25 protein-coding genes are annotated in these 24758 nt (G+C 72.1%); 17 read left to right on the plus strand and 8 right to left on the minus strand.

Annotated features, from left to right (window positions below):
• The first annotated feature begins 143 nt into the window (after positions 1-143).
• From ACFU3E_RS07345 to ACFU3E_RS07355, 3 genes are all read left to right on the plus strand, one after another.
• Positions 144-767: a DJ-1/PfpI family protein gene (locus tag ACFU3E_RS07345; protein ID WP_384153415.1), complete on the plus strand. Its 624-nt coding sequence runs from the start codon at positions 144-146 to the stop codon at positions 765-767.
• Positions 764-1222: a MarR family winged helix-turn-helix transcriptional regulator gene (locus ACFU3E_RS07350; protein ID WP_384153418.1), complete on the plus strand. Its 459-nt coding sequence runs from the start codon at positions 764-766 to the stop codon at positions 1220-1222. Before ACFU3E_RS07345 ends, ACFU3E_RS07350 begins: the two co-directional genes overlap by 4 nt.
• Before the next feature lie 77 nt (positions 1223-1299).
• Positions 1300-3351 carry a serine/threonine-protein kinase gene (locus ACFU3E_RS07355; RefSeq protein ID WP_384153421.1) on the plus strand — a complete coding sequence of 684 codons (2052 nt, stop codon included), beginning with the start codon at positions 1300-1302 and terminating at the stop codon, positions 3349-3351.
• Between the two features lie 331 nt (positions 3352-3682).
• On the opposite strand, the gene ACFU3E_RS07360 is transcribed toward ACFU3E_RS07355, so the two are convergent.
• Complete coding sequence (locus tag ACFU3E_RS07360) at positions 3683-4441, minus strand: SLATT domain-containing protein (RefSeq protein WP_384153424.1); 759 nt, start codon at positions 4439-4441, stop codon at positions 3683-3685.
• 276 nt (positions 4442-4717) lie between these two features.
• Between ACFU3E_RS07360 and ACFU3E_RS07365 the strand changes: the two genes are divergently transcribed.
• From ACFU3E_RS07365 to ACFU3E_RS07375, 3 genes are all read left to right on the plus strand, one after another.
• The gene (locus ACFU3E_RS07365; RefSeq protein ID WP_078885280.1) at positions 4718-5059 is read left to right on the plus strand and encodes a YbaB/EbfC family nucleoid-associated protein; all 342 of its coding nucleotides are present in this window, start codon (positions 4718-4720) and stop codon (positions 5057-5059) included.
• Positions 5060-5153: 94 nt separating this feature from the next.
• Complete coding sequence (gene recR / locus ACFU3E_RS07370; RefSeq protein WP_003991835.1) at positions 5154-5753, plus strand: recombination mediator RecR; 600 nt, start codon at positions 5154-5156, stop codon at positions 5751-5753.
• A complete protein-coding gene (locus ACFU3E_RS07375; RefSeq protein ID WP_384153428.1) occupies positions 5746-6405 on the plus strand; it encodes a DUF5063 domain-containing protein in 660 nt (219 codons plus the stop codon). Before recR ends, ACFU3E_RS07375 begins: the two co-directional genes overlap by 8 nt.
• An 87-nt stretch (positions 6406-6492) precedes the next feature.
• Here the strand turns inward: ACFU3E_RS07375 and ACFU3E_RS07380 are convergent, their stop codons facing one another.
• Complete coding sequence (locus tag ACFU3E_RS07380) at positions 6493-7329, minus strand: PhzF family phenazine biosynthesis protein (protein WP_384153431.1); 837 nt, start codon at positions 7327-7329, stop codon at positions 6493-6495.
• Positions 7330-7502: 173 nt separating this feature from the next.
• On the opposite strand from ACFU3E_RS07380, the gene ACFU3E_RS07385 reads away from it, so the two are divergent.
• Positions 7503-8027, plus strand: coding sequence for an SgcJ/EcaC family oxidoreductase (locus ACFU3E_RS07385; RefSeq protein ID WP_384153434.1), 525 nt, complete (start codon positions 7503-7505; stop codon positions 8025-8027).
• A gap of 6 nt (positions 8028-8033) precedes the next feature.
• Here ACFU3E_RS07385 and ACFU3E_RS07390 read toward each other — a convergent pair whose 3' ends face one another.
• The gene (locus tag ACFU3E_RS07390) at positions 8034-9428 is read right to left on the minus strand and encodes a sensor histidine kinase (protein WP_384153437.1); all 1395 of its coding nucleotides are present in this window, start codon (positions 9426-9428) and stop codon (positions 8034-8036) included.
• Positions 9425-10135: a response regulator transcription factor gene (locus ACFU3E_RS07395; RefSeq protein WP_384153440.1), complete on the minus strand. Its 711-nt coding sequence runs from the start codon at positions 10133-10135 to the stop codon at positions 9425-9427. Before ACFU3E_RS07395 ends, ACFU3E_RS07390 begins: the two co-directional genes overlap by 4 nt.
• A gap of 234 nt (positions 10136-10369) precedes the next feature.
• Here ACFU3E_RS07395 and ACFU3E_RS07400 point away from each other — a divergent pair, with 234 nt between their 5' ends.
• The 4 genes from ACFU3E_RS07400 (at position 10370) to ACFU3E_RS07415 (ending at position 14986) form a co-directional block, all read left to right on the plus strand.
• Entirely contained in the window at positions 10370-11647 is a 1278-nt protein-coding gene (locus ACFU3E_RS07400; RefSeq protein WP_384153443.1) for an aspartate kinase, read from the plus strand.
• Positions 11647-12732, plus strand: coding sequence for an aspartate-semialdehyde dehydrogenase (locus ACFU3E_RS07405; RefSeq protein ID WP_384153446.1), 1086 nt, complete (start codon positions 11647-11649; stop codon positions 12730-12732). The genes ACFU3E_RS07400 and ACFU3E_RS07405 overlap by 1 nt, the downstream gene beginning before the upstream one ends.
• 521 nt (positions 12733-13253) lie before the next feature.
• A complete protein-coding gene (locus ACFU3E_RS07410; protein WP_384153449.1) occupies positions 13254-13829 on the plus strand; it encodes a SigE family RNA polymerase sigma factor in 576 nt (191 codons plus the stop codon).
• Between the two features lie 116 nt (positions 13830-13945).
• Positions 13946-14986 carry a hypothetical protein gene (locus ACFU3E_RS07415; RefSeq protein ID WP_384153452.1) on the plus strand — a complete coding sequence of 347 codons (1041 nt, stop codon included), beginning with the start codon at positions 13946-13948 and terminating at the stop codon, positions 14984-14986.
• Between the two features lie 499 nt (positions 14987-15485).
• Here ACFU3E_RS07415 and ACFU3E_RS07420 read toward each other — a convergent pair whose 3' ends face one another.
• From ACFU3E_RS07420 to ACFU3E_RS07430, 3 genes are all read right to left on the minus strand, one after another.
• A complete protein-coding gene (locus ACFU3E_RS07420) occupies positions 15486-16280 on the minus strand; it encodes an SURF1 family protein (RefSeq protein WP_384153455.1) in 795 nt (264 codons plus the stop codon).
• Between the two features lie 100 nt (positions 16281-16380).
• On the minus strand, positions 16381-16755 hold the full coding sequence (locus ACFU3E_RS07425; RefSeq protein WP_384153458.1) for a nuclear transport factor 2 family protein: 375 nt from the start codon (positions 16753-16755) through the stop codon (positions 16381-16383).
• A gap of 75 nt (positions 16756-16830) precedes the next feature.
• A complete protein-coding gene (locus ACFU3E_RS07430; protein ID WP_384153461.1) occupies positions 16831-17655 on the minus strand; it encodes a class I SAM-dependent methyltransferase in 825 nt (274 codons plus the stop codon).
• A gap of 103 nt (positions 17656-17758) precedes the next feature.
• On the opposite strand from ACFU3E_RS07430, the gene ACFU3E_RS07435 reads away from it, so the two are divergent.
• The 5 genes from ACFU3E_RS07435 (at position 17759) to ACFU3E_RS07455 (ending at position 22956) form a co-directional block, all read left to right on the plus strand.
• The gene (locus ACFU3E_RS07435) at positions 17759-19627 is read left to right on the plus strand and encodes a prolyl oligopeptidase family serine peptidase (RefSeq protein WP_384153464.1); all 1869 of its coding nucleotides are present in this window, start codon (positions 17759-17761) and stop codon (positions 19625-19627) included.
• Positions 19628-19856: 229 nt separating this feature from the next.
• Positions 19857-20882 (plus strand): permease, encoded by a 1026-nt coding sequence (locus tag ACFU3E_RS07440; protein ID WP_384153467.1) that lies wholly within the window; start codon positions 19857-19859, stop codon positions 20880-20882.
• Positions 20879-21583, plus strand: coding sequence for a TIGR03943 family putative permease subunit (locus tag ACFU3E_RS07445; RefSeq protein ID WP_384153470.1), 705 nt, complete (start codon positions 20879-20881; stop codon positions 21581-21583). Before ACFU3E_RS07440 ends, ACFU3E_RS07445 begins: the two co-directional genes overlap by 4 nt.
• A 65-nt stretch (positions 21584-21648) precedes the next feature.
• Positions 21649-22059 carry a hypothetical protein gene (locus tag ACFU3E_RS07450; RefSeq protein WP_384153473.1) on the plus strand — a complete coding sequence of 137 codons (411 nt, stop codon included), beginning with the start codon at positions 21649-21651 and terminating at the stop codon, positions 22057-22059.
• A 228-nt stretch (positions 22060-22287) separates the two neighbouring features.
• Positions 22288-22956 carry a Crp/Fnr family transcriptional regulator gene (locus ACFU3E_RS07455; protein ID WP_384153476.1) on the plus strand — a complete coding sequence of 223 codons (669 nt, stop codon included), beginning with the start codon at positions 22288-22290 and terminating at the stop codon, positions 22954-22956.
• 26 nt (positions 22957-22982) lie between these two features.
• On the opposite strand, the gene ACFU3E_RS07460 is transcribed toward ACFU3E_RS07455, so the two are convergent.
• Positions 22983-23549, minus strand: coding sequence for a hypothetical protein (locus ACFU3E_RS07460; RefSeq protein WP_384153479.1), 567 nt, complete (start codon positions 23547-23549; stop codon positions 22983-22985).
• Between ACFU3E_RS07460 and ACFU3E_RS07465 the strand changes: the two genes are divergently transcribed.
• Entirely contained in the window at positions 23533-24750 is a 1218-nt protein-coding gene (locus ACFU3E_RS07465) for a DUF4407 domain-containing protein (protein ID WP_384153482.1), read from the plus strand. The genes ACFU3E_RS07460 and ACFU3E_RS07465 overlap by 17 nt on opposite strands.
• Positions 24751-24758: the final 8 nt, after the last annotated feature.

Raw genomic sequence — 24758 nt, forward strand, 5'->3', positions numbered from 1 at the left:
GGGGGAGAGGGCGGTGAAATCGGCGGCCTGTCGGGCGTCGGCGGCAAACCGCGACAGGTTGTCCAGGCCGGAGGAAGTGCATTGACAGCCTGCTGTCGTGATGACAGGATACTGTCATAAGCGCACGGGACCGAGGAGGAGCCATGAACGCCACCACCGGCCGCCACAGCAAGCCCGTCCATCTCGCCGTCTACGACACCCTCGCCGACTGGGAGACCGGCCACGCCACGGCCCAGCTCGCCCGCGCCGGCCACGAGATCCGGACCGTCGGCCCGTCCACGGCCCCGGTGAAGAGCATCGGCGGACTGCGCATCCAGCCCGACCTGGCCCTGGACGACGTACGCCCCGGGGACAGCGCGCTGCTGATCCTCCCGGGCGCCGGCCTCTGGGACACCGGCGACCGGCTCGCGCCCTTCGCCCGCAAGGCCCGGGCCTTCCTGGACGCGGGCGTCCCGGTGGCCGCGATCTGCGGCGCCACCGCCGGACTCGCCCGGGAGGGCCTGCTCGACGACCGGGACCACACCAGCGCCGTCTCCTTCTACCTGGCCGCGACCGGCTACGCGGGCGGCGGGCGCTACGCCGACGCCGACGCCGTCACCGACAGCGGCCTGATCACCGCGGGCCCGACCGAACCCGTCGCCTTCGCCCGGGAGATCCTCCGGATGCTCGGGGTCTACGAGGGTGAGGTGCTGGATGCCTGGTACCGGCTGTTCCACGACTCCGACGCGACGGCGTACGGGGTGCTGGAGAAGGCCGGCGCCCTGTGAGCCACGAGCGTCAGGACCTCCTCAGCCGCAGCGCCCTCGGGGTGTTCAGGCTCAACGGCCAGTTCCTCGCCGTGGCGGAGGAACTGGCCCGGCCCGCCGGGCTCACCGCCGCCCGGTGGCAGGTGCTCGGCGCCGTCCTCGCGGAGCCGCTGCCCGTCTCCGGCATCGCCCGCGCCATGGGCATCACACGGCAGAGCGTGCAGCGCATCGCCGACCTGCTGGTCGAGCGAGGTCTCGCGGAGTACCGGCCGAACCCGGCGCACCGCCGCGCCAAGCTCCTCGCACCGACCGCGGAGGGGCGTGCGGCGACCGCCCGGATCGACCCCGGGCACGCGGCGTTCGCCGACCGGCTGGCCGAGGCGTTCGGGGAGACGGAGCTGACGGAGGCGGTGCGCATGCTGGAACGGCTGTCCAAGGTGCTCGACCAGGCCGGGCCGCCTGTTACGGAACCGTAGAGGTCGCCCAGGCCACCCCGCCCCGGCCGCGCACTATTCTCGGTCTGTTGCTCACGTATGGGGGGGAAGGCGGAGCGATGGAGAAGCTGGGGCCCGGGGATCCGCTGGGGGTGCCCCCAGGCGTTGAGCACCGGGGGAGCATCGGCGCCTACCGGTTGCTGGCGCGGCTCGGTGCGGGGGGCATGGGGCACGTGTATCTGGCCCGCTCGGAGCGGGGCCGTACCGTCGCCGTGAAACTCGTGCGCGAGGAACTGGCCGCGCAGGAGGAGTTCCGGGAGCGGTTCCGGCAGGAGGTGCAGGCCGCGCGGCGGGTCGGCGGGTACTGGACGGCTCCGGTACTCGACGCGGACACCGAGGCGGCCGTGCCGTGGGTCGCCACGGGCTATGTCGCCGGGCCGAGTCTCCAGCACGTCGTCGGGCACGACCACGGCCCCCTGCCCGAGCGGACGGTCCGCATCCTCGCGGCCGGGCTCGCGCACGCGCTCAAGGACATCCACGCCGCCGGCATCGTCCACCGCGACCTCAAGCCGTCCAACGTGCTGGTCACCATCGACGGCCCGCGCGTCATCGACTTCGGTATCGCACGCGCCCTGGAGACCGTGACGGACGGCGGGCTCACGCGCACCGGCGCGCTCGTCGGATCGCCCGGCTTCATGGCGCCCGAGCAGGTGCGGGGTGACCGCATCACCCCGGCGTGCGACGTGTTCTGCCTCGGCTCGGTCCTCGCCTACGCCGCGACCGGCGCCCTGCCCTTCGGCACCGCCAACAGCGGCGTGCACGCCCTGATGTTCCGCATCGCCCAGGAGGAACCGGATCTGGAGGGCGTGCCCGAGGGCATCGCCGACCTCGTCCGGGACTGCCTGCGCAAGGACCCCGCCGCCCGGCCCTCCCTCGACCGCGTCCTGGAACGCACCGGTGCGGACGACACCGTCTCCGACGGCCGTGCCCTCGACCCGTGGCTTCCGAGCGCGCTGGTGGCCCAACTGGGCCGGCACGCCGTGCGGTTGCTGGACGCCGAGGATCCGGAGGGGACCGGCTCCGCCGAGGGGGCCGGTTCTCCCGGGCCGGCTGCCGGCCGGCGGGGTTCCGGTCCCGGCGAGAACCCCGGCCCTGGCCCCACCCCCGAACACGCCCCCGCCGCCGACGAGTCGTCGCCGCACCCCGCGCCGCCCCAGGCTCCCGTGACCGCGCCCGCCGCGCCCGCCGCGCCCGCCGCGCCCGCGGGCCCGCCGTCGCCGGGTCTGCCGGGCGAGGGCCCGCCGGTCAGTCATCTGCCCACCATGGTCGCGGGGCCGAGCGCGCCCCCCGTGCCCCGGCAACCCCGGGGCACGGGTGTCCCGTCCCCTCCACAGGACCAGCCGCAGCCGCAGATGCCGACGCCCCCGCCCCCGTACCCGGCGTACGGCTACCCCCAGCAGCACCCCCAGCCCGGTGCCCCGGGCGTCGCCCCGCCCCACCCGGCCTACGGCGGCCTCGGCTCCACCCCGCCCTACGGCCCACCGCCCTACGGAACGACCCCGCCGTACGGTCCTGCGCAGCCGCAGCCGCAGCCGCAGCAGGGAGGAGGCGGCCGTTCCACCGCGCTGCTCGTCGTGATCGCCCTGGTCGTCGCACTCGCGGCGGGCGGGTCGGTGTACGCGCTGATGCAGGGCGGCGGCGAGGACCGGGCCGACGACGGCCCCGGCCCCACGCAGAGCACGGGCGCGCCCCCGACCACCCCCGGCCCGTCCCCCACGACCTCGCAGCCGGACACCTCCCCTTCCCCGGCGGGCGGCGCGATCCTGGCCGGGTACCTCGGCACCTGGAACACGACCATCGACAACGCCGACGGCGAGCACAGCCGTTCGCTCACCCTCCAGCAGGGCGAACCGGGCGACACGGTGCTGTCCCTCGTGGCCGACGGCCCGACCAGGGGCGGTGGCACCTACCACTGCGTGTTCGAGGGGCGGCTGACCGCGGACCCCGGCAGCGACGGCGCGCTGGCGATCGGCCCGTCCACCGTGAAGGTCGGGCAGCCGCGCACCGCCTGCACCCCGGGCGCGGCCACCGAGGTGACCCTCCTCCCGGACGGCACGCTCGAGCGCGTGAACACGAGCAGCGGGGAACGGCTGACCTACACGAGACAGTGACCGACTCCGGCCCCCTGCGAGGTCGTTGAACACCGGGCGGACTCCGGCCGACGAGAACCGGATACGCGCTCGTGCGGCCGTACGGTGCCCGGACGACCGAATCGTCCGGGCGGCGGCAGCGGGGACAGCGGGGACAGCGGGGGCACTCAGGGGGCTCCCCGCCGGTGGTCGCCCTGCCGGACGGCCCGAAGCCGGCCGGTCTGCCCGGCCTGCGCGAGGACCGGTGTGCCGCCGAGGTTGGCGCGGGTGGGCGCAGCGGCACCTCGTCGCGCCGGGCTGCCCACCCACCCGGCCTCAGCCGCACCCCGAGCACCAGCACATCCCGACCGGCTCACCGCGGCTCGGGCGGACGCTGCCGGGGCATGTTCGGCCGGGTCCCCCCGTGCGGCGGCACCGTGAATCGCCCGTTCACCCCCACCTCGGCCCCGCGCCCCGGCCCCGGGAACACCACCGCCTGCAACGCCACCGGCGCGGCGCACCCCGTCCGGAACTCCCCCATCCAGTCCGCCGTCTCCACCCGCACCAGCTCCGTCACGTCCTCGGAGAACCTCCGCAGCACCCCGAGACACCGCTCGGCGGCCTCGCCGGCCGTGCCCTCCGCCGGCCCCAGCACCTCCCGCACGCTCTCCGCCGCCCAGTCGAACTGCAGCGCCTGCAGTCGCCGCTGCACGGCCTGCGCGGTGGCCACGTCCCGCATCCACCCGGACGTCACCCCGAAGTACCGGTCGGCGGCCATGCACGCCGCCCCCAGCAGCAGCGCCAGACACCCCCAGGGCGCGATCCCGCCCGCGGCCCCGGTCAGATCCAGCAGGGGCAGTGCGACCCCGGTGACCGCCCCGGCCGCGGTCCCGCAGCGCAGCACCCGCGCGCACCGCCGCTTCCACACACGGTCCGCGAGATACCAGGCCGCCGTCCGCAGCGCCCCGCGCTCCACCCACCGGTACAACTCGTCCAGCCGGACCGCCGGCTCGCCCCAGTCCCCGAGCGGAAAGACCCGCCCGGTCAGATCGCCCGGCCGCAGCCCGGCCGCCGCCTGCTCGCCCCGCCCGTCCTGAGGCGGCCCCTCGGGCTGCATCTCCGGCTGACCCACCCGGCACTCCTCACTGACCACGAATGACCACGTACGGTGCACTCACCGATCACGCTGCGCGATGGACGAAAGCCCGCACCCTGTACGCGCCCGACTCTTCCTACCTCCCAATGGGTGGCGAAGACGTAGCTTTCGCCTCTTTTCCGCCCGGAAGTATTCCTTGATCGGGTATAGGGCGCGAGGGGGACTCACTCGAAAGAGTGCTGGAGCGAGGGCAGCCCTGACCACGTAGGCTCGTGCCGAACGGGAAAACCCGTACCGAGCAAGGAGCTGATCGTGATCCCCGGTGGTGGCCAGCCCAATATGCAGCAGCTGCTCCAGCAGGCCCAGAAGATGCAACAGGACCTGGCACAGGCGCAGGAGGAACTGGCGCAGACGGAGGTCGACGGACAGGCGGGCGGCGGTCTGGTGACGGCCACCGTCACCGGCGCCGGCGAGCTGCGCGCCCTGAAGATCGACCCGAAGGCGGTGGATCCCGAGGACACCGAGACCCTCGCCGACCTGGTCGTGGCGGCGGTCCAGGCGGCCAACGAGAACGCGCAGGCGCTCCAGCAGCAGAAGCTGGGCCCGCTCGCGCAGGGTCTGGGCGGCGGCGGTATCCCCGGTCTGCCGTTCTGACCCGGCGCACCGCCTTCCTCGGACGGGCGGCAGACAACTACGGTACGTACGGGACGGTGCGTACCGACCCCGAAGACCCAGGAAGGGCAGTCCGTTGTACGAAGGCGTGGTCCAGGACCTGATCGACGAGCTGGGACGGCTGCCCGGCGTCGGTCCGAAGAGCGCCCAGCGGATCGCCTTCCACATCCTGCAGGCCGAGCCGACGGACGTACGGCGCCTCGCGCAGGCCCTGATGGAGGTCAAGGCGAAGGTCCGCTTCTGCGCGACCTGCGGCAACGTCGCGCAGGAGGAGCTGTGCAACATCTGCCGCGACACCCGCCGCGACCCCGCCGTCATCTGCGTGGTCGAGGAGCCGAAGGACGTCGTGGCGATCGAGCGTACGCGTGAGTTCCGGGGCCGCTACCACGTCCTGGGCGGCGCGATCAGCCCGATCGACGGTGTCGGCCCGGACGACCTGCGCATCAGAGAGCTCCTGGCCCGCCTGGCGGACGGGACGGTCACCGAGCTGATCCTGGCCACGGACCCGAATCTCGAAGGCGAGGCGACAGCGACGTACCTCGCCCGCATGATCAAGCCCATGGGCCTGAAGGTCACCCGCCTGGCCAGCGGCCTCCCGGTGGGTGGGGACCTGGAATACGCGGACGAGGTCACCCTCGGACGCGCCTTCGAGGGGAGACGACTCCTAGATGTCTGACGCCACGCTGCACGCGACCGACCAGAACCCGGACGACTTCGCGGTCCAGATCGCGGACCAGATCGAGAGTTTCCTGGTCGCCGTCACGGAGGTCGCGAAGGGCGACGAGCCGGAATCGGCAGTGCCCTTCCTCCTCCTGGAGGTCTCCCAACTCCTCCTGGCCGGCGGCCGGCTCGGCGCGCACGAGGACATCGTGCCCGACGAGCGCTATGAACCCGACACGGGCCCCGAGCCGGACGTCGACGAGCTCCGCGAGAACCTGGCCCGCCTGCTGGATCCGATCGACGTCTACTCCGAGGTCTTCGACCCCTACGAGCCCCGCAAGGCCCCGGTCCCGGCCCGCATCTCCGACGACCTCACGGACGTCATCACGGACCTGCGCCACGGCATGTCCCACTACCGGGCGGGCCGCACCTCGGAGGCCCTGTGGTGGTGGCAGTTCTCCTACTTCTCCAACTGGGGCTCCACCGCCTCGGCGAGCCTGAGGGCCCTCCAGTCGGTCCTCGCGCACGTCCGCCTCAACCAGCCCCTCGCGGAACTCGACGGCCTGGACACGGACCAGGGCATGGGCGACGACACGCTGGAGATCGAGGCGGGCCGCGTCATGGCCGAGGAAATCGCCGGGCCGCTGGGGCTGCGCCCGGCGAAGTAGCCGCCCCGAGCGGCGGCGCTCAGGCCTCGGCCGCTCCCGGCAACTCCTCGCGTCGTACCTGGGAACGGCCTACGGACAGGTCCCGGGTCAGAGCCGTACGGCCGTCCCGGTCACGCCGATCCCCGTGTCCGCCCCCGCCGGTACCGTCACGGTGATCGTGCTCGGGCGGCCCATGTCCGCGCCCTGATGGATCGTCAGTGTCGTGGGGGCCGACACGAGTTCGAGTTCCCTGAGGTAACCGCCGAACGCGGCCGCCGCCGCTCCCGTCGCCGGGTCCTCGACCACGCCGCCGGGCGGGAAGGGGTTGCGGGCGTGGTAGACGGTGGGTGACTCCCGCCGGACCAGGTCGATCGTGGTCCAGTCCCTGCGGGCCATGAGGGCGGTGAGCGCCGCCATGTCGTAGTCCAGGTCCGCCAGCCGTTCCCGGCTCGCGGCGGCGACGATCGGGTGCCAGGCCCCGGCGAACGCCACGCGGGGCGGCAGTGCCGGGTCCAGGTCCTCGGCGGACCAGCCGAGGATCGCGAGCAGTTCGGCGAGGTCGGCCTCCTCGAGGGGGACGGTGCGCGGCGCGACGCTCACCAGGGTCGCCACGAGGGTGCCGTCGGCCGCGCGGTCCGTGGTGACGGTGACCGGGCCCGCCGGGGTGCGCAGCAGCAGCCGCCCGGTGCCGTGCCGCTCCGCGTGCGCCACGGCCATGGCGATCGTCGCGTGGCCGCAGAACGGCACCTCCGCCAGCGGGCTGAAGTACCGGACGTCCAGGGAGCCGTCGCCCGGCTCCACCACGAACGCCGTCTCCGAGTAGCCGACTTCGGCGGCCGTCGCCAGCATCACCGCGTCGTCGGCCCCCCTCGCGTCGAGCACCACCCCCGCGGGGTTGCCGCCCTCCGGATCCGTGCTGAACGCCACGTAGCGCAGTATCTCCATGCCCCGACGGTAGCGCCCGGCCCCCGGTCACGCCGAGTGATTTGGGGGCTCCTTGTACGCCCCCTGTACGCGGGCTGCACAGCCCCTAACCGGCGAAGCGCGAGTCTGGAGTCACTTCCCCCGCAGAGCAACGCGGAGGCAGGACGACTCCCCTCGATCGCACTGGAGATGACATGAACCGTCGCCCCGCCCGCCGGCGCATAGCCGTCGCCGCCGCCACCGCAGTCCTGGCCGCCGGCTCCTTCGCCCTCGGCGCCGGGACCGCCGGGGCCGACTCCGGGAGCAAGGGCACGAAGCACGTCAAGCCGGTGACCAAGGCGCAGGTGCTCGGGCTGTTCGACAACTGGAACGCCGCGCTGCAGACCGGTGACCCGGAGAAGGTCGCCGACCTGTACGCGAAGGACGCGGTCCTGCTGCCGACCGTCTCCAACCAGGTGCGCACGGACAGAGCAGGAATCGTCGACTACTTCGCGCACTTCCTGCAGAGCAAGCCGGTCGGGACCAAGACCGAGTCCGTCGTCAACGTCCTCGACCGCGACACCGTCATCGACACCGGCGTCTACGAGTTCGCGCTCACCGACCACGACACGGGCGAGAAGAGCACCGTCAAGGCCCGCTACACCTACGCCTACGAGAAGCAGCCGAACGGCACGTGGCTCATCGTGAACCACCACTCCTCGAAGATGCCGCAGGGCTGAGCGGAGTCAGCCGCCGCCCCGGTGGGACGCCCGTAGCGTGATCGTCACGCACAGGCCGCCACCCTGGGGGTGCCCCCGGTCGAGCGAAGCCGAGACCGGGGGAGCGTCCGTCAGCGCCACGGTCCCGCCGTCGTCCGTCGCCAGCTGTTTGACGACGGCGAGACCGAGGCCGGAGCCGGACTTCCCGGTCAGGCCCTGGCCGCGCCAGAAACGGTCGAACGCGCGGGACTTCTCGGCGTCCGACATGCCGGGCCCTTCGTCCAGGACCGACACCGCCACCACGTCGCCCCTCGGTTCCACCCGCACGGTGATCGTCCCGCCGTCGGGCGAGACCTCCAGGGCGTTGGAGAGCACGTTGTCCAGCATCTGGTCCAGATGACCCGGGCTGGACAGCACGGACAGCCGGCCGTCGGCACTCCCCCCGAGCGCGATGGTGACTCCGCGTTCGTCGGCGGCCGGCCTCCACACGGCGAGCCGCTCCCGCACGATGTCCATCAGCGGGAGCGGCTCGGCCGCCGTCACCTTCGCCTCGGCCCTGGCGAGCACCAGCAGCCCGCTGACCAGCCGGCTCATCCGCACGACCTCCGCAGTCGCCTGCTCCACGTCCTCCCGTACGAACTCGTCCTCCACCCCGTCCGCGATGTTGTCCAGGGACAGCCGCAACGCCGTGAGCGGGGTGCGCAGCTGGTGGGAGGCGTCCGCGACGAAGATCCGCTGGGCCGCGATCAGGGTGTCCAGGCGTTCGGCGCCCTGGTTGAGGGTGCGCGCCAGGGTCTGGGTCTCGGGCGGGCCCGTCACGGGGGAGCGGGCGGTCAGATCGCCGTCGCTGAACTTGCTGGCCATGTCGTTGAGCTGGCGCAGCGGGCGGGTGAGGCGCCGGGCCACCGCGACGCCGAGCAGGGCGGCGACCCCGAGGACGAGCACGGCGAGGATCGCCCGGAAGCCCCAGATCTGCCAGAGGCGGTCGGTCATCTCGCCGGTGGAGTACACGATGCGTACGGCGCCGACGACCCGGTCCGTGCCGGCCGCGCGGGCGGGCACCGTGATCACCAGCTCGGGGCCCCAGATGAAGGAGGAGCCCCAGTCGGTCGTGGGCGTGCCCTCCTCCAGGGCCCTGGCCAGCGCCGCGTCCGCCGCCGGCCGCGGCAGGTCCGCCGGGCAGCTCGCGGTGCGGGTCACCTGGATCTCGTCGTCGTAGGCCCGGGCCATCTCCTCCAGCGCCTGGCAGGAGGCGGCCCGGCCGTCGCCCAGCAGCAGGGCCATGGCGTCGGCCTCGCGCAGGACGGCCGACCTGGTGTCATTCCGCAGCTGGTCCGTGAGCGTGAACGCCACCGGCACGGTGAACAGGGCGATGGCGACCGCGACGAGCAGGACGTAGCTGCGGACGAGCTGGCGGATCATGAGGCGGTGCCGCTCCCGCCCGTGCCGGACTCATCGGTGATCTCCAGCCGGAAGCCGACCCCGCGCACCGCCTCGATGGTGATCGCCCCGGCGAGCTTGCGCCGCAGCGCCGCCACGTGCACGTCCAGCGTCTTCGTCGGCCCGAACCAGTTCGCGTCCCAGACCGCCTCCATGATCTGCTCGCGCGACATCAGCGCCCCGGGTTCCTCGGTGAGGAAGGCCAGCAGGTCGTACTCCTTGGGCGCGAGGGCGACCTCCTCGCCGTCCAGGCGCACCCGGGCCGCCTTGCGGTCGACCGTCAGGCGGGTGCCGTAGCGGTCGGGGCCGGCGTCGGGTGCCCCCGCGGGGGTGCGGGGCCGCGTGCGGCGCATCACCGCCCTTATCCGCGCGATGACCTCCCGGACGCCGAACGGCTTGGAGACGTAGTCGTCCGCGCCGAGCTCCAGGCCGACCACCCGGTCCGTCTCGTCGCTGCGGGCGCTGATCACGATGATCGGGACGTCGCCCCGCTCCCGCAGCGCCTTGCAGACGTCCAGGCCGTCGGTGTCGGGCAGGCCGAGGTCCAGCAGGACGACGTCGTAGGGGCCCTCGTGCTTCAGGGCCGCCTCGCCCGTGGTGACCCACTCGACCTCGAAGCCGTAGCGCCTGAGGCCACGGCGCAGGGACTCGGCGACCGGTTCATCGTCTTCCACCAGGAGTACGCGCACAGCCGAACCCTAGTGCTTGAAAGTTGTGTGACCGGGACCGAGCCGGGTGCGATTGTGACGCCGGGCACTTTCTCGAGTGGCCTGTGCCCAGATGGGCAGGAGCGACTCTGGACGGGCGGGCCGAGATCTCACCATGCGATATCGCGGAGGGGTTTTTCGGACGCTCGTTAGACTGAGCCGACCGCGGTACGAATGCGTATGAGCGGATAGAGACGGATTGAGCGAGGAGCGCACGTGGGCCTTGTCGTGCAGAAGTACGGAGGCTCCTCCGTAGCCGATGCCGAGGGCATCAAGCGCGTCGCCAAGCGAATCGTGGAAGCGAAGCAGAACGGCAACCAGGTGGTTGCCGTGGTTTCCGCGATGGGCGACACGACGGACGAGCTGATCGATCTCGCCGAGCAGGTTTCCCCGATGCCTGCCGGGCGCGAGCTCGACATGCTGCTGACCGCCGGAGAGCGGATCTCCATGGCCTTGCTGGCCATGGCGATCAAAAAGCTGGGCCACGAGGCCCAGTCGTTCACCGGCAGCCAGGCAGGTGTCATCACCGACTCGGTCCACAACAAGGCCCGGATCATCGACGTCACGCCGGGCCGGATCAAGACCTCGGTGGACGAGGGCAACATCGCGATCGTGGCGGGTTTCCAGGGCGTCAGCCAGGACACCAAGGACATCACCACGCTCGGCCGCGGCGGCTCCGACACCACGGCGGTGGCTCTCGCCGCCGCCCTCGACGCCGACGTCTGCGAGATCTACACCGACGTCGACGGCGTGTTCACCGCCGACCCGCGCGTGGTGAAGAAGGCCCGGAAGATCGACTGGATCTCCTTCGAGGACATGCTCGAACTGGCGGCATCCGGGTCCAAGGTGCTGCTCCACCGCTGTGTGGAGTACGCCCGCCGGTACAACATCCCGATCCACGTCCGGTCCAGCTTCAGCGGACTCCAGGGCACATGGGTCAGCAGCGAGCCGATTACGCAAGGGGACAAGCAGGTGGAGCAGGCTCTCATCTCCGGTGTCGCGCACGACACCTCCGAGGCCAAGGTCACGGTCGTCGGCGTGCCGGACAAGCCGGGCGAGGCGGCTTCGATCTTCCGCGCGATCGCCGACGCCGAGATCAACATCGACATGGTCGTGCAGAACGTGTCCGCCGCCTCCACGGGCCTGACGGACATCTCCTTCACGCTGCCGAAGACCGAGGGCCGCAAGGCCATCGACGCGCTCGAGAAGAACAAGGCCGGTATCGGCTTCGACTCGCTGCGCTACGACGACCAGATCGGCAAGATCTCCCTCGTCGGCGCCGGCATGAAGACCAACCCGGGTGTCACGGCCGACTTCTTCACGGCCCTGTCCGACGCGGGCGTGAACATCGAGCTGATCTCGACCTCCGAGATCCGCATCTCGGTCGTCACGCGCGCCGACGACGTGCCCGAGGCGGTCCGGGCGGTGCACTCCGCGTTCGGGCTCGACTCCGACAGCGACGAGGCCGTCGTCTACGGAGGCACCGGCCGCTGATGGCCGACCTCCGACAGGACGCCCGGGCCGGACGGTCCGGGCGTCCGACGCTTGCCGTGGTGGGGGCGACCGGAGCCGTCGGCACGGTCATGCTCCGGATCCTGTCCCAGCGGGCGGACGTCTGGGGCGAGATCCGGCTGATCGCCTCCCCGCGCTCGGCCGGCCGCAAGCTGGCCGTGCGCGGCGAGGAGACCGAGGTCGTGGCGCTCACCGAAGAGGCCTTCGACGGGGTCGACGTCGCCATGTTCGACGTCCCCGACGAGGTCGCCGAGCGGTGGGTGCCCCTCGCCGCCGCGAAGGGCGCGGTGGTGGTCGACAACTCCGGCGTGTTCCGGATGGACCCGGACGTGCCGCTGGTGGTGCCCGAGGTCAACCCGCACGCCGTACGGATGCGCCCGCGCGGGATCATCGCCAACCCGAGCTGCACGACCCTCTCCATGATCGTGGCCCTGGGCGCGCTGCACGCCGAGTTCGGGCTGCGCGAGCTGGTCGCCTCCTCGTACCAGGCCGTCAGCGGCGCCGGACGGGAGGGTGTGGCGACCCTGCGCCGGCAGCTGTCCCTGGTCGCCGGTACGGAGCTGGGCACCCACCCCGGTGACGTACGCCGGGCCGTCGGGGACCACACCGGGCCGTTCCCGGAGCCGGTCGCGCTGAACGTCGTGCCGTGGGCCGGCACGGCGCGTGAGGACGGCTGGTCGTCGGAGGAGCTGAAGGTGCGGGACGAGTCCCGCAAGATCCTCTGCCTGCCGGGCCTTCCCGTGGCCGTCACCTGCGTCCGGGTGCCGGTGATCACCACGCACTCCCTGACCGTGCACGCCCGCTTCGAGGGCGAGGTCACCGTCGACAAGGCCCGCGAGATCCTCGCCACGGCGCCCGGTGTCGTGCTGTTCGACAATCCGGCCGCGGGGGAGTTCCCGACCCCCGCCGACGTGGTCGGCACCGACCCGACCTGGGTCGGGCGGGTCCGGCGGGCGCTGGACGACCCCACGGCGCTCGAACTGTTCGTGTGCGGGGACAACCTGCGCAAGGGTTCCGCGCTCAACACCGCGCAGATCGCCGAGCTGGTCGCGGCCGAGCTGTCCTGACCGGGCGGCCGCCCGGGTTTCGTGAACTTTCGCGGCGCGGAAACTCCCGGCCGATGTCAGAGGTGGTTTGTAGGATCTGTGTAAGGCATGTGAGCCGGTCGATGGTCCGGACCACTTGTCCATGGCGCTTCGGCATCAGAGGATTTACCTCCCCGTTCTCCGCAACCGTGCGAAGGGCGGGGAGCGTCTTTGCGGTCGCCTCTTCGGCCGTGGGAGCGCTTCGTCAGGCGTGGGGACGCCTGGAACCGGGCGTGGGGACGTCCGTTCACATCTGGACATAGGGGAAGAGCGGGACGCATGAGGGCATTTCTTGCACCATTGGTTGTGCTGCCTGACGCGGGTAGACCGTCGACGGCGACGGTCGGCGTGAAAGTGATGCCCGGCGCGTACAACCCTCACAGGGGTCAGCGTGTCCAACAGGCGTGGCAGAGGTACTCGACTTCAGCGCGGCACGTGGCACGGTCCTTCGACCGCCCCGTCCGGCGGCTCTACGACCCCGCATGGCCGGTACGCCCGGTGGCATGCCGGTGATCGCGCCCGTGCCCGCAGCGCGGCCGGCCCGCCTACCCAACCAGCGTGACGGCGCGGAGGACGGCGTAGCGGCCGGAACCTCCGTCGACCACCTCACGGAGACCTACCGCGCGCACTACCGCTCGCTGCTGGGTCTCGCCGCCCTCCTCCTCGACGACACCGCCTCCTGCGAGGACGTCGTCCAGGAGGCGTTCATCCGTGTCCACTCCGCCCGCAAGCGGGTCCGCGACCCCGAGAAGACCCTGGCGTACCTGCGCCAGACCGTCGTCAACCTCTCGCGCTCGGCGCTGCGCCGCCGCATACTCGGCCTGAAGCTGCTGTCGAAGCCCATGCCCGACATGGCCAGTGCCGAGGAAGGTGCCTACGACCAGCTGGAGCGCGACTCCCTCATCAAGGCGATGAAGGGCCTGCAGCGCCGCCAGCGCGAGGTGCTGGTGCTGCGCTACTTCGCGGACATGACCGAGGCGCAGGTCGCCGAGACGCTCGGCATATCGCTGGGTTCGGTCAAGGCCTACGGCTCGCGCGGTATCGCGGCGCTCCGGCTGGCCATGGAGGCGCCGGCATGAGCGACGGCAACGGCGCGCCCCGCGACGGGCGCGACCGGCACGAGCCCTTCGAGTGGCACGAGCCGACAAGGCTGCACGGGCAAGATCCGAAGCAATCGCACGCTGGGAACGGAACTGTGAACCACGGCCCCGACGACCAGAGCCCCGAGGGGCTCGACTCGGACGAGCTGGACCTGCGCACGATGCTGCACCAGGTGGTGCAGGAGGTGGAGCCGCGCGACGGCACCCTGGAGTATCTGCGGAAGGCGGTGCCCCAGCGGCGGACCCGCAAGCGGCAGGCCGTCGTCGGTATGGCCGCCGCCGCGCTCTTCATCGGCACCGCGATCCCCGCCCTGCTGCACGTCTCCAACGCCGCCGGCTCCGACGCCAACCCGTCCGCCATCGGCCACGCCTCCGAGACCCAGGGCGGCTCGGGGGAGGGGAAGGGACCGGCCGGCGGCGAGAGCACAGCGGGCGGCTCCTCCGGCAAGGTCGAGGGCAAGGAGAAGGACGACAAGAAGGAGAAGGACGAGGGCAAGGGGACCGGCGCCTCCACCGGCGCGTCCCAGGGCGGCACCGACCCCTCCTCCACCGCCGCCGCCGGCATCCCGGCGTGCACCCCGGCCCAGCTCGGCCCCGCCTCCGGAAGCAGCAACGCTCCCGACTCCACGGGCGCGGTCTCCGGCTCCTTCCGCGTCACCAACGTCTCCGGCGCGGCCTGTACGGTCACCGGCCCCGGCTCGGTGAGCGCGCTGCCGCAGGGCGCGGCCGACATCAGCAAGGTCGCTGCGGCCCGGCACACCGCCGGGGACGCGGCGGCCGGTCTCCTGCCCGACCCGTCGCTGGAAGCCGCCAAGCTGGTGCTCCAGCCGGGCATCGGCTACGACGTGAAGTTCGCCTGGGTCCCCACCGAGACCTGCCCCACGCCCGGCGGCAGCGTCGGCGGCCCCGACCCCAGCCCCGACCCCACCCCGTCGGACGACCCGGCGGCCACGAGCGGCACCTCCACCGGCGGCGACACGGGCACGGCCCCGCAGCTGGCCAGGGAGGACGGCACGGTCGACGGCAGCGTGGCGGTGACGTACACCCCGGCCACGGGCTCGGGTGCGAGCTCGGTGACGGTGACCAACGCGTGCGCGGGGACGGTGTACTGGACGGGCGTACTGGCGGGCTCGTAACCGCCCCCGCACGGGAGCACCAGGCTCTGCCCAGCCGCTGCGCGAGTCCCGCTCGGCCGGTGCAGGGCCTGCTCAGCCGCTGCCCGCGTCCGGCTCCGGCCCTGCTCAGCCCGTTGCAGGCGTTCTCGCCCGGCCGACGGCGGTCAGCCGCTGCCCGCGTCCCGCTCCGGCGCCGGCCCTGCTCAGCCCGTTGCGCGCGGGGCGGCCGTCACCTCGCTGTTCCCGCTGACCGGCCGCTGCCGCTCAGCCGTGGCGCTGCGCGAGTCCCGCTCGGCCGGCGCCGGGCCTGAGCCCCGCTGGGGCCAGGCCGTGGACCCACCTGCCCGGGCGGAAAACGCCGCTCCGCCCCACCTGCTGCTCGCGTCCCGCTTGGCCGCGGCGCTGCTCCGCCCAGCCGTGGCGCCCACCTGCTCGCTCGCGTCCCGCTGTTTGCCGCTGCCCGCGTCCGCGCCCCGCTACGCCGGGCCGCGGGCCCAGCCGGCCCGGGCAGAAACGCCGCTCACTTCACACCGGCGTCCACAGCGACAGGCTCCTCAGCCGCCACCAGCCCCAGCTCCGCGTCCCGCGCGAACTCCACCTCACGCCGCAGCAACCGGAACCACATGAAGATCACAAACCCCACGAAGGCAAACCACTCAGCGGTGTAGCCGAGGTTCTGGAACGCCTTCAGGTCCAGCCCCGAGTCCGGCGGCGCGGCAGCCGGCACCGCCTTCATCCCCGAGTCACCCTTCGACAACGTGACCCACGCGTCGTACACGTCGTACGGCACCAGATTCACCAACGACGCCGCACTGATCGCCGAGGTCTGCCCGGCCGGCAGCCCGCCCTGTGCACTGACCCCGTTGTCCCCCGGCGTCTCCGACGCCTGCAGTGCCCCGGTGACGGTGACCTCACCGGCCGGCGGAGCAGGAACCTTCGCCGCGTCGGCAGAGCCGGGCAGCCATCCCCGAACCACCGGCAGTGCCTCACCCGAGTCGGTCCGCAGCAGCGTCAGCACGTAGAAGCCCTGCTCGTCGTCGAGCCGCCGCCCGGGCACCAGCAACTGCTCGCCGTACGTCCCGCTCGCGGTGACCAGCTTCCCGGACGTGGCCTTGGTCACCGGCAGCATCTCCTTCAGCGGCCCGGGCGCCTCGCGCCGGGCCTCGGAGACCTGCTCGGTGGCGGTGCGATGGTCCTGCACACGGTCCTCGAACCGGCCCAGCTGCCAGGACCCCATGAAGATGCAGAAGGGGATGGACAACAGCACGAAGACGTTGATCCCCCACCATCGGGGCGTCAGCAGAAACCGGTACACACCCCCACGGTACGGGGGTGTCGGGCAGGTCCCGCCCGCGGGGTCGGCAACGGGTCGGGTCCGTCGGCCGGTTACGGACGGCGGGGACGCGCAGGGGCGTTCAGTACCGCTCGACCAGATGCTCCCGGCCCGCCGGGGGTTCGTACGGCTCGGGCCAGAAGTCCGTGACGGCGGATATCCGGCCGTCCCCGTCCCCGGTGAAGAAGGAGACGGCGTACATCTCCTCGAGTCCCACCGTGACGTGGATCCAGGTGACGACCTGCCCCGGCTCCGCCACGACGCGCTCCACGCGCAGGTGCCAGTCGCCCGGGTACTCGCGGTTGAACCGGACAAAGCGCTCCCGGCCCGTGATGCGTTCCCGCGTCTGGGGCAGGGTGTAGACGACGTCCTCGGCCAGGGTGTCCGCGAACGCGTTCCAGTCCCGGGACTCGGCGGCGGCCCAGAACCTCTCGACGGTCTTGCGCAGATCGGTCATGGCGAGAAGTGTGCACGCCGCCACTGACAACCGGCCCCGACCTGCGCGAACGCCCGTCCGGGGGTGAGCCGCGGGTCAGTCCTTGCAGGCCCGGACCGAGTACATCAGCGGAATCCGCGGCCGGCCCTCCGGATGGCGGAAGTAGCCGTCCCGCCGCTCGAAGCTCCTGAACCGCCGGAACAGCGACACGTCGTGCTCGTGCAGGAACTCGATCCGCAGCCCGGCCGCCGCGAGCGCGGAGACGACCTCGCCGACCGGATGCTGCCACTCGACCCGCCGGCCGTGCGTGAACTCGGCGCCCTCGGCCGCGTACGACCCCGCGCGCTCCTCGACCCAGGCGTCACGGGTGAAGTCGTCGTGCGTGATCCGCGAGCCGGTCTCGTCGTCGAGGACGTCGGTGAGCGGGTGGAACTCGGCGAGGTACAGGAACCCGCCCGGCGCCACCAGCGACGCGGCGGTCTCCGCCCAGCGCCCGATGTCGGGCAGCCGGCACAGCGCGCCGACGCCGGTGTACACGATGTCGTACGACGGATCCGGAACCGCGGCCACCGCGTCGTACACGTCCGCCGCGACGAACGCCGCCCGTTCCGGGCCGAGACCGAGGTCCTGCGCGAGCCCGCGGGCCAGGCCGATCGCGGGTTCGGAGAAGTCGAGACCGACGACGCGGGCGGCGCCGTGCCGGGCCCAGGACAGGGTGTCGAGGCCGATGTGGCACTGCAGATGCAGCAGAGAGCGGTTGCCGACGTCCCCGACCTCCGCGAGCTCGAAGTCACGCGAGGGGTCCCGACCGGCCCGGAAGGTGTCGAGATCGTAGAAGTCACCGGCGATGTGCAGCGGCACCCGCTCGTCCCAGTGGGCGCGGTTGGCCTCGTTCCGGTCCGCTGGGGTGGGGGAGTACAAGAGTGCTACTCCTGACCTGCTCGGAGGGGGGGACCGGTGGAGGTTATCCACAGGCTGGGGGCCTCGCCAGCGAATTGCCGCCCGGGGCGGGCAGTATGGGGCCATGACTGAGAGCAACGGGTCCGAAGCGCGGGACCAGCGGGACCAGCACGAGCAAGAGGTACAGGCGGGACAGCAGGAGCGGATGCCGGACTGGGAGAAGCGCTTTCGGGCGCCCCGGGTGTCCCTGCCCGACTGGGCGGAGGACGCGCCGGACCGTTCCCTGTTCGTCTCGAACGCGACCGGGACGTACGAGCTGTACGCCTGGGACCGGTCGACGGGCGAGCAGCGCCAGGTGACGGACCGGCCGAACGGCACGACGGACGGCGTGCTGTCCCCGGACGGCGCGTGGATCTGGTGGTTCGACGACAAGGACGGCGACGAGTTCGGCGTGTGGCGCCGCCAGCCCTTCGAAGGCGGGGCGGACGAGCCGGCCGCCGCGGGCCTGGAGGCCTCCTACCCGGCCGGCCTCGCCCTCGGCCGTGACGGGCGTACGGCGGTCGTGGGCCGCTCCACGGACGAGGACGGCACGACCATCCACCTCGTCCGCACCGGCGAGGACCCGGTGGAGATCTACCGCCACCGCGAGTCGGCCGGCGTCGGGGACCTCTCCCACGACGGCTCGCTCCTCGCCGTCGAGCACACCGAGCACGGCGACGCGATGCACTCCGCGCTGCGCGTCCTGCGCCCCGACGGCACGGCGGTCGCCGACCTCGACGACACCGAGGGCGGCACCCGCGAGCTGGGTCTGGAGGTCCTCGGCTTCGCCCCCGTCGACGGCGACACGCGCCTGCTCATCGGCCACCAGCGCCGGGGCCGCTGGGAGCCCCTGGTGTGGGACGTGGCCACCGGCGAGGAGACGGACCTGGCGCTGGAGCTGCCGGGCGACGTCAGCGCCGAGTGGTACCCGGACGGCAGCGGCCTGCTCATCGCCCACAGCTTCGAGGCCCGCAGTGAGCTGTTCCGCTACGACCTGTCCGGCCGGGCCCTGTCGGAGATCCCGACCCCGCCGGGCACGGTGTCCGGTGCGACGGCCCGGCCCGACGGCAGCGTGGAGTACCTGTGGTCCTCGGCCGCCGAGCCGTCGGCGGTCCGCTCCACGACGGGCGGTGTCGTGCTCGACCCGCCCGGCATGAAGTCGCCCGGCTCGGTGCCGGTGGAGGACGTGTGGGTGGAGGGGCCGGGAGGCCGCATCCACGCCCTCGTCCAGAAGCCGCAGGGCACCACCGGCCCGCTCCCCACGGTCTTCGACATCCACGGCGGCCCCACCTGGCACGACAGCGACTCCTTCGCGGCGGGCCCGGCGGCCTGGGTCGACCACGGCTATGCGGTGATCCGTGTCAACTACCGCGGCTCCACGGGCTACGGCCGTGCCTGGACGGACGCTCTGAAGCACCGCGTGGGCCTCATCGAACTGGAGGACATCGCCGCGGTCCGCGCATGGGCCGTCGCCTCCGGCCTTGCCGACCCCGACCGCCTCATCCTCACCGGCGGTTCCTGGGGCGGCTACCTCACGCTCCTCGGCCTCGGCGTCCAGCCCGACGCGTGGACCCTCGGCATCGCGGCGGTGCCCGTCGCCGACTACGTCACGGCGTACCACGACGAGATGGAGGCGCTGAAGGCGATGGACCGCACGCTCCTCGGCGGCACCCCCGAGGAGGTCCCCGACCGCTTCGAGGCCTCGTCCCCCCTCACCTACGTCGACCAGGTCAAGGCCCCGGTCTACATCTCGGCCGGTGTCAACGACCCCCGCTGCCCGATCCGCCAGATCGAGAACTACGTCAAGCGCCTGGAGGCGAGAGGCGCGGCACACGAGGTCTACCGCTACGACGCCGGGCACGGCTCCCTGGTGGTGGACGAACGGATCAAGCAGGTCCGGCTGGAGCTGGAGTTCGCGGAGAGGTACGTGAAGGGGGTGCCGAGCGCCGAGTAGCCCGTGGATGCGCGCGGGGCGGCGGCCGCGGGTCTTCCGTGGCGGGCCGCGCAGTTCCCCGCGCCCCCGCCGCGTAGCCGCCGGGACCATCCGGCCCCCGGGCCCGGCCCATACGTAGGAGGCCGGTTCCAGAAGGGGACGGTGGTGCGTGAACGCCCTGCCGTCGCCGTCCGTACGCAACGGGAGGGAATGGGGAATGCCCTCGCGCACCACCGGAGGTACCGGGCCCGTGGCCATCACGAAGACCGCCCCGCAGGACAGCGCCGAGCGCGGGGACACCGAGGCGGACGGTGGCGGGGAAGAGGGCCGGCACCTCAACTCCCCCCTCCTGCTGACCCTTGTGCTGCTCACGGCGGTGATGTTCCAGGACCCGATCCGCGGGGCCCTGGCCGCGCCGGTGATGCAGAGCTGGATGACGGTGTTCGTCGCGGTCATGGTCCAGGCACTGCCGTTCCTGGTGCTCGGGGTGCTGCTGTCGGCGGCGATCGCGGTGTTCGTGCCGCCGTCGTTCTTCGCCCGGGCTCTGCCGAAGCGCCCGGCCTTGGCGGTCCCGGTCGCGGGTGCGGCGGGCGCGGTACTGCCGGGCTGCGAGTGCGCGTCCGTGCCGGTGGCCGGAGCCCTGGTCCGCAGAGGGGTCACCCCGGCGGCGGCCCTGGCGTTCCTCCTCTCGGCGCCCGCCATCAACCCGATCGTGCTGACGGCGACGGCCGTGGCGTTCCCCGGCAATCCCGAGATGGTCCTGGCCCGTTTCGTCGCGAGCCTGCTGGTGGCCTGCTCGATGGGCTGGCTCTGGCACCGCCTCGGCCGCACGGACTGGCTCCGCCCCACGGCCCGCGCCTCGTACGAGGGCCAGGGCAAGGGAGCGGCCTTCTGGGGCTCGGTCCGCCACGACGTGACGCACGCGGGCGGCTTCCTGGTGATCGGCGCGATGGCCGCCGCGACCCTGAAGGCCGTGGTCCCGGCGCAATGGCTGAGCCTCGCGGCCGGCAACCCCGTGCTGTCGGTCCTGGTCCTCGCGGCCCTGGCCGTCCTGCTCTCCATCTGCTCGGAGGCGGACGCGTTCGTCGCGGCGTCCCTGACCCAGTTCTCCCTGACGGCCCGTCTGACGTTCCTGGTCGTCGGCCCGATGATCGACCTGAAGCTCTTCGCGATGCAGGCGGGCACCTTCGGCCGCGCCTTCGCCCTGCGCTTCGCACCCGCGACCCTCGCCCTGGCCGTCGTCGTATCGGCCCTGACCGGAACGGTCCTGCTGTGAACCGCCTGGCCCAGACGGCCCTCCTCTTCCTGCTCGGCGCGACCCTCCTGCACGCCGGCACGACCGACCTCTACCTGCGCTACGTCAAGGAGGGCCTGCGCCCCCTGGTGCTCCTGGCAGGCGTGGTCCTCGTCATCACGGCGGCGGCCACCCTCTGGTACGACCGCCGCACTGCCGCCCACGACCACCACCGCGAACCCCGCATCTCCTGGCTTCTCACCCTCCCGGTCTTCGCCCTGATCCTGGTCGCCCCGCCTGCCCTGGGCTCCTACAGCGCGGCGCACACCGGCACCGCCCTGACGAAACCCTTCGGCTTCCCGGCCCTCCCCACCGGCGACGCACCCCTCCGCCTCGCCGTGGCCGACTACGCCGGCCGCGCGATCTACGACGACGGTCGCTCCCTCCACGACCGCCGGCTGAAGATCACCGGCTTCGTCACCCTGGACCGGAAAGGCACCCCCTACCTGGTGCGCATGGGCCTCAACTGCTGTGCGGCCGACGCCCAGCCGGTCAAGATCGCCCTGACGGGCGACATCCCCCCGGTCCTGCGACCGGACACCTGGCTGGAGATCACCGGCACCTACACCCCCCGCCGCACGAAGGACCCGGTCAACAACGGCCCGATCCCGTACCTGGAGGTGACGGCGGCCAGGCCGGTCCCCACACCGCACGACCCGTACGACGAGACGTGGAACAGCTGAACTGCGGCGTAGCGGCTCCTGTTCGGGGTACTCGGAAAAGCCGCTGGACAGCGAGGGGGAGACCCATGACGACACTCGGAGGCGAGCACACGGCGGGACTCGACAGGGCGCTCCTGGCCGAGACGGCCCGCGAGGAACTGGTGAAGGCCGACAACAGGGCGGGACTGACCCTGGCGACCCTGGGCGCGACCCTGACCGCCCTCCTCACCGCGATCACCGCCGGCGTCATCACCCCCACCCAGTACGCCGCGATCCCCCAACTCCTCCTCTGGACCGGCTGCGCGGCCTGCGCCCCGTCCCTGGTCCTCCTGAGCCTGGCGGCGAGGCCCCGTCCGGACACGGCGGACGCCACCCCGCCGCACACCCTGTCCCGCACCACCTGGACCAAGCACCGCCGCATACGTCACGCGATGGCGTGGGGCGCGGCCTTCCTGGCACTCACCCTGGCCGGGACGCTGATCGGGGCGCTGGCCTAGAGGGCTTTCCCGCTATCGGGGCTGCATCCCGCTCCCCCGAGGAACGCCCGTTCGGTCAATTCCGGCTGTTGAGTGGGAAATCAGGCCACATCCTGCTCTGTTCGTGTGCCGGAGCGCGACTCGACGGCAGCATGGTCGGACGCTTGAACGGCGCGGTGCGCCGCGCAGTGAGATTGTCGGGGGGTGCTGGTGAATCACGCGTGGCCGCCGTCCACCTTTCTTGGCCGGTTGCGGAACACGACGCGCGAAGAACTCCTGAGCCAGGGCACCTCGATGGCCTATCCGCCTCATCGTGCGCTGCTGCAGCAGGGTGACGAGAGCCGGCACATCCTGTTGATCACGAGCGGTGTCGTCAAGGTCGTCGCCAGCGCGGAGAGCGGTTACGACATGCTGCTCGCCGTGCGCATAGCGGGTGACCTGGTGGGCGAGATGGCGGCCTTCGAGGACCGCCCGAGGTCCGGCACGGTGATCGCGTGCAGCGACGTGACCGCGCGGATCATCCAGGTGCGGGCGCTGGAGACCTTCCTCGGCCGTCACCCGGACGCCATGCGGGCCATCCTGCACATGCTGTGCGCCCGGCTGCGCTGGGCCAACCGGCGACGGGTCGATTTCCAGGCCTACGACTCGCTCACCCGGCTGGCCCGGGTTCTGGCCGAGTTGAGCCAGGCCTACGCCCAGCCCGTGCCGGACGGCGACGGCCGGCGGTGCGACCTCGGTGTGACGCTCACCCAGAAGGAACTCGCCTCGCTGGCCGGCCTGAAGCTCAACACGGCCGAAAAGAGCCTGGCCACTCTGACAGCGCAGGGACTGGTGGAACGCAGTTACCGAAACATAACCATCTGTGACGTTCCGAAGCTGCTCGAATTCGCCAAAGTCGTGGCCGACAACCCGTACTGATACGGGATCACCTCGCGCGCTCTCTCCTAGCCTCTCGGGCAGCACTTCGTGGGCAGTGTCTGCCCATCGCCTGCCCAGAGAGGAATGACCGGGTGGCTGCGTGGCCTGATTTCCGTCCCTGTACCTGCATAGCCGTGGACGCACAGTCCTACGGAAGCAAGAACGACCGGAGGCAGTCCGAAATACAGCACGACCTGCCACGGCTCCTCGACCGCGCCGCCAGAGGAGCCGGACTGGACCGTGAGCAGTGGCAGATCCAGCGCAAGGGCGACGAGCAGCTGGCGATCCGGCCCGTCGACGGCAAGGAGCCGCGCCTGGTCGACGACTATGTCCGTCACCTCGTCGCGGAGCTGCGCGAGTACAACGCCCAGCGAGTCCCCGAGGCCCGGATTCGGCTGCGGGCCGTCGTCCACCAGGGGCTGGTGGAACTGGCCGACAACGGCTTCGCCGGCACGGCCGTGGTGGCGACGGCGCGTCTGCTGAACGCGCGCCCGCTCTACGACGCCCTGGCCGCGCACCCGGACACCGACCCCGTCGTCGAGGCGGCCGTGGCCCTGTCCCGGGAGGGTGCGGAGAGTGCTGGCCAGGGTCAAGTACGAGCGGAGCAAGTACACCGCCCTCGGCGGGGTGGTGCTCGGCACCTCCGTCATAGCGGCGTTCTCCATGTGGAACTTCGCGACCGAGGCGCTCGGCAAGGTCTCCCTCGTGGCCCTGGTCCCGACGGTCATCTGGATGCTGTTCGTACTCAACCTCGACCGCTGGCTGGTCACCCCTCAGCCGAACGCCCGCCGGCGGGCCGGCCCCCTCGTCGCCCGTCTGCTGATCGCCCTGCTGCTCGGTGTGGTGATCGCCGAGCCTCTGGTGCTGCGCATCTTCCAGACGGCCATCGAGGAACGCGTCGCGGACGACCGTACGGGCGCGATCGACCGGTTGCGCACGAACCTCGTCCGCTGCAACCCCGTTCCGTCCACGACGCAGCCCGTCACCCCCGAGGGCTGCGACAAGACGTACGTCCTCTCCTTCGGCGCGACGCCCGGCGAACGGGGCGAGGAACTGAGCGCCCTGCGCTCGGACGCCGCCGCCCTGCAGAAGCGGGTGGACCGGGACAGCGCCAGGCTGGAGGACATCGACTCCGAGGTGCGGGACGAGTGCCGCCGGCTGATCCGCATCGCCGCCACCGGCCTGTATCAGCGCACGTCCGAGTGCCTGCGCCTGCGCGACAAGGCACAGGACTACCGGACCACCCACCGCACGAGTGAGAACGAGAAGCGGCTCGCCGGCATGAACAGCCGCATCTCGAAGATCGAGGCCGAGCTGACCTCGTCCCGCGGGACGTTCCTCAAGGCCCGCGCCGACGGCATCGAGGAGCGGCTGGAGGAGGAACGCGCCAAGCAGAAGGAGATCGGTGTCCTGGAACGGATCCGGGCGCTCGACGAACTGGCCGGCGGGAACGGGGTGTTGTTCGCCGGCATCTGGCTGGTCCGCCTGCTGTTCGTCCTCCTCGACATGCTCCCCGTGCTGGTGAAGTACCTGAGCGGGGACACCGCGTACGACCGGATGCTCACCAGTGAGAGCAACAGCGCGGTCAAGATCCACGGCGAGGAGGTCCGGCTCGGCGAGCGCCGGGCCATGGCGAACCTCGAGATCGCCCAGGACGCCATCGAACAGGAGGTCCGGCGTCACCGCGCCGAGTCGGAGGCGGCGTCCCGGGAGCACACGGCCGCGATGAACATCCGTGTCCGGCAGGCGGTGAACGCGCTGGAGGACGAGATCCGCCGCTCATCGACGGTCTGACGCACCGC

This window comes from Streptomyces sp. NPDC057424, assembly GCF_042803315.1.
Classification (GTDB): domain Bacteria; phylum Actinomycetota; class Actinomycetes; order Streptomycetales; family Streptomycetaceae; genus Streptomyces.

Excerpts from the sequence above, each read along its gene's own strand:
- ACFU3E_RS07345 (WP_384153415.1), top strand. The coding sequence starts at position 144 with ATGAACGCCACCACCGGCCGCCACAGCAAGCCCGTCCATCTCGCCGTC.
- ACFU3E_RS07355 (WP_384153421.1), top strand. The coding sequence starts at position 1,300 with ATGGAGAAGCTGGGGCCCGGGGATCCGCTGGGGGTGCCCCCAGGCGTT.
- ACFU3E_RS07375 (WP_384153428.1), top strand. The coding sequence starts at position 5,746 with ATGTCTGACGCCACGCTGCACGCGACCGACCAGAACCCGGACGACTTC.
- ACFU3E_RS07380 (WP_384153431.1), bottom strand. The coding sequence starts at position 7,329 with ATGGAGATACTGCGCTACGTGGCGTTCAGCACGGATCCGGAGGGCGGC.
- ACFU3E_RS07385 (WP_384153434.1), top strand. The coding sequence starts at position 7,503 with ATGAACCGTCGCCCCGCCCGCCGGCGCATAGCCGTCGCCGCCGCCACC.
- ACFU3E_RS07390 (WP_384153437.1), bottom strand. The coding sequence starts at position 9,428 with ATGATCCGCCAGCTCGTCCGCAGCTACGTCCTGCTCGTCGCGGTCGCC.
- ACFU3E_RS07405 (WP_384153446.1), top strand. The coding sequence starts at position 11,647 with ATGGCCGACCTCCGACAGGACGCCCGGGCCGGACGGTCCGGGCGTCCG.
- ACFU3E_RS07410 (WP_384153449.1), top strand. The coding sequence starts at position 13,254 with ATGCCGGTGATCGCGCCCGTGCCCGCAGCGCGGCCGGCCCGCCTACCC.
- ACFU3E_RS07425 (WP_384153458.1), bottom strand. The coding sequence starts at position 16,755 with ATGACCGATCTGCGCAAGACCGTCGAGAGGTTCTGGGCCGCCGCCGAG.
- ACFU3E_RS07435 (WP_384153464.1), top strand. The coding sequence starts at position 17,759 with ATGACTGAGAGCAACGGGTCCGAAGCGCGGGACCAGCGGGACCAGCAC.
- ACFU3E_RS07450 (WP_384153473.1), top strand. The coding sequence starts at position 21,649 with ATGACGACACTCGGAGGCGAGCACACGGCGGGACTCGACAGGGCGCTC.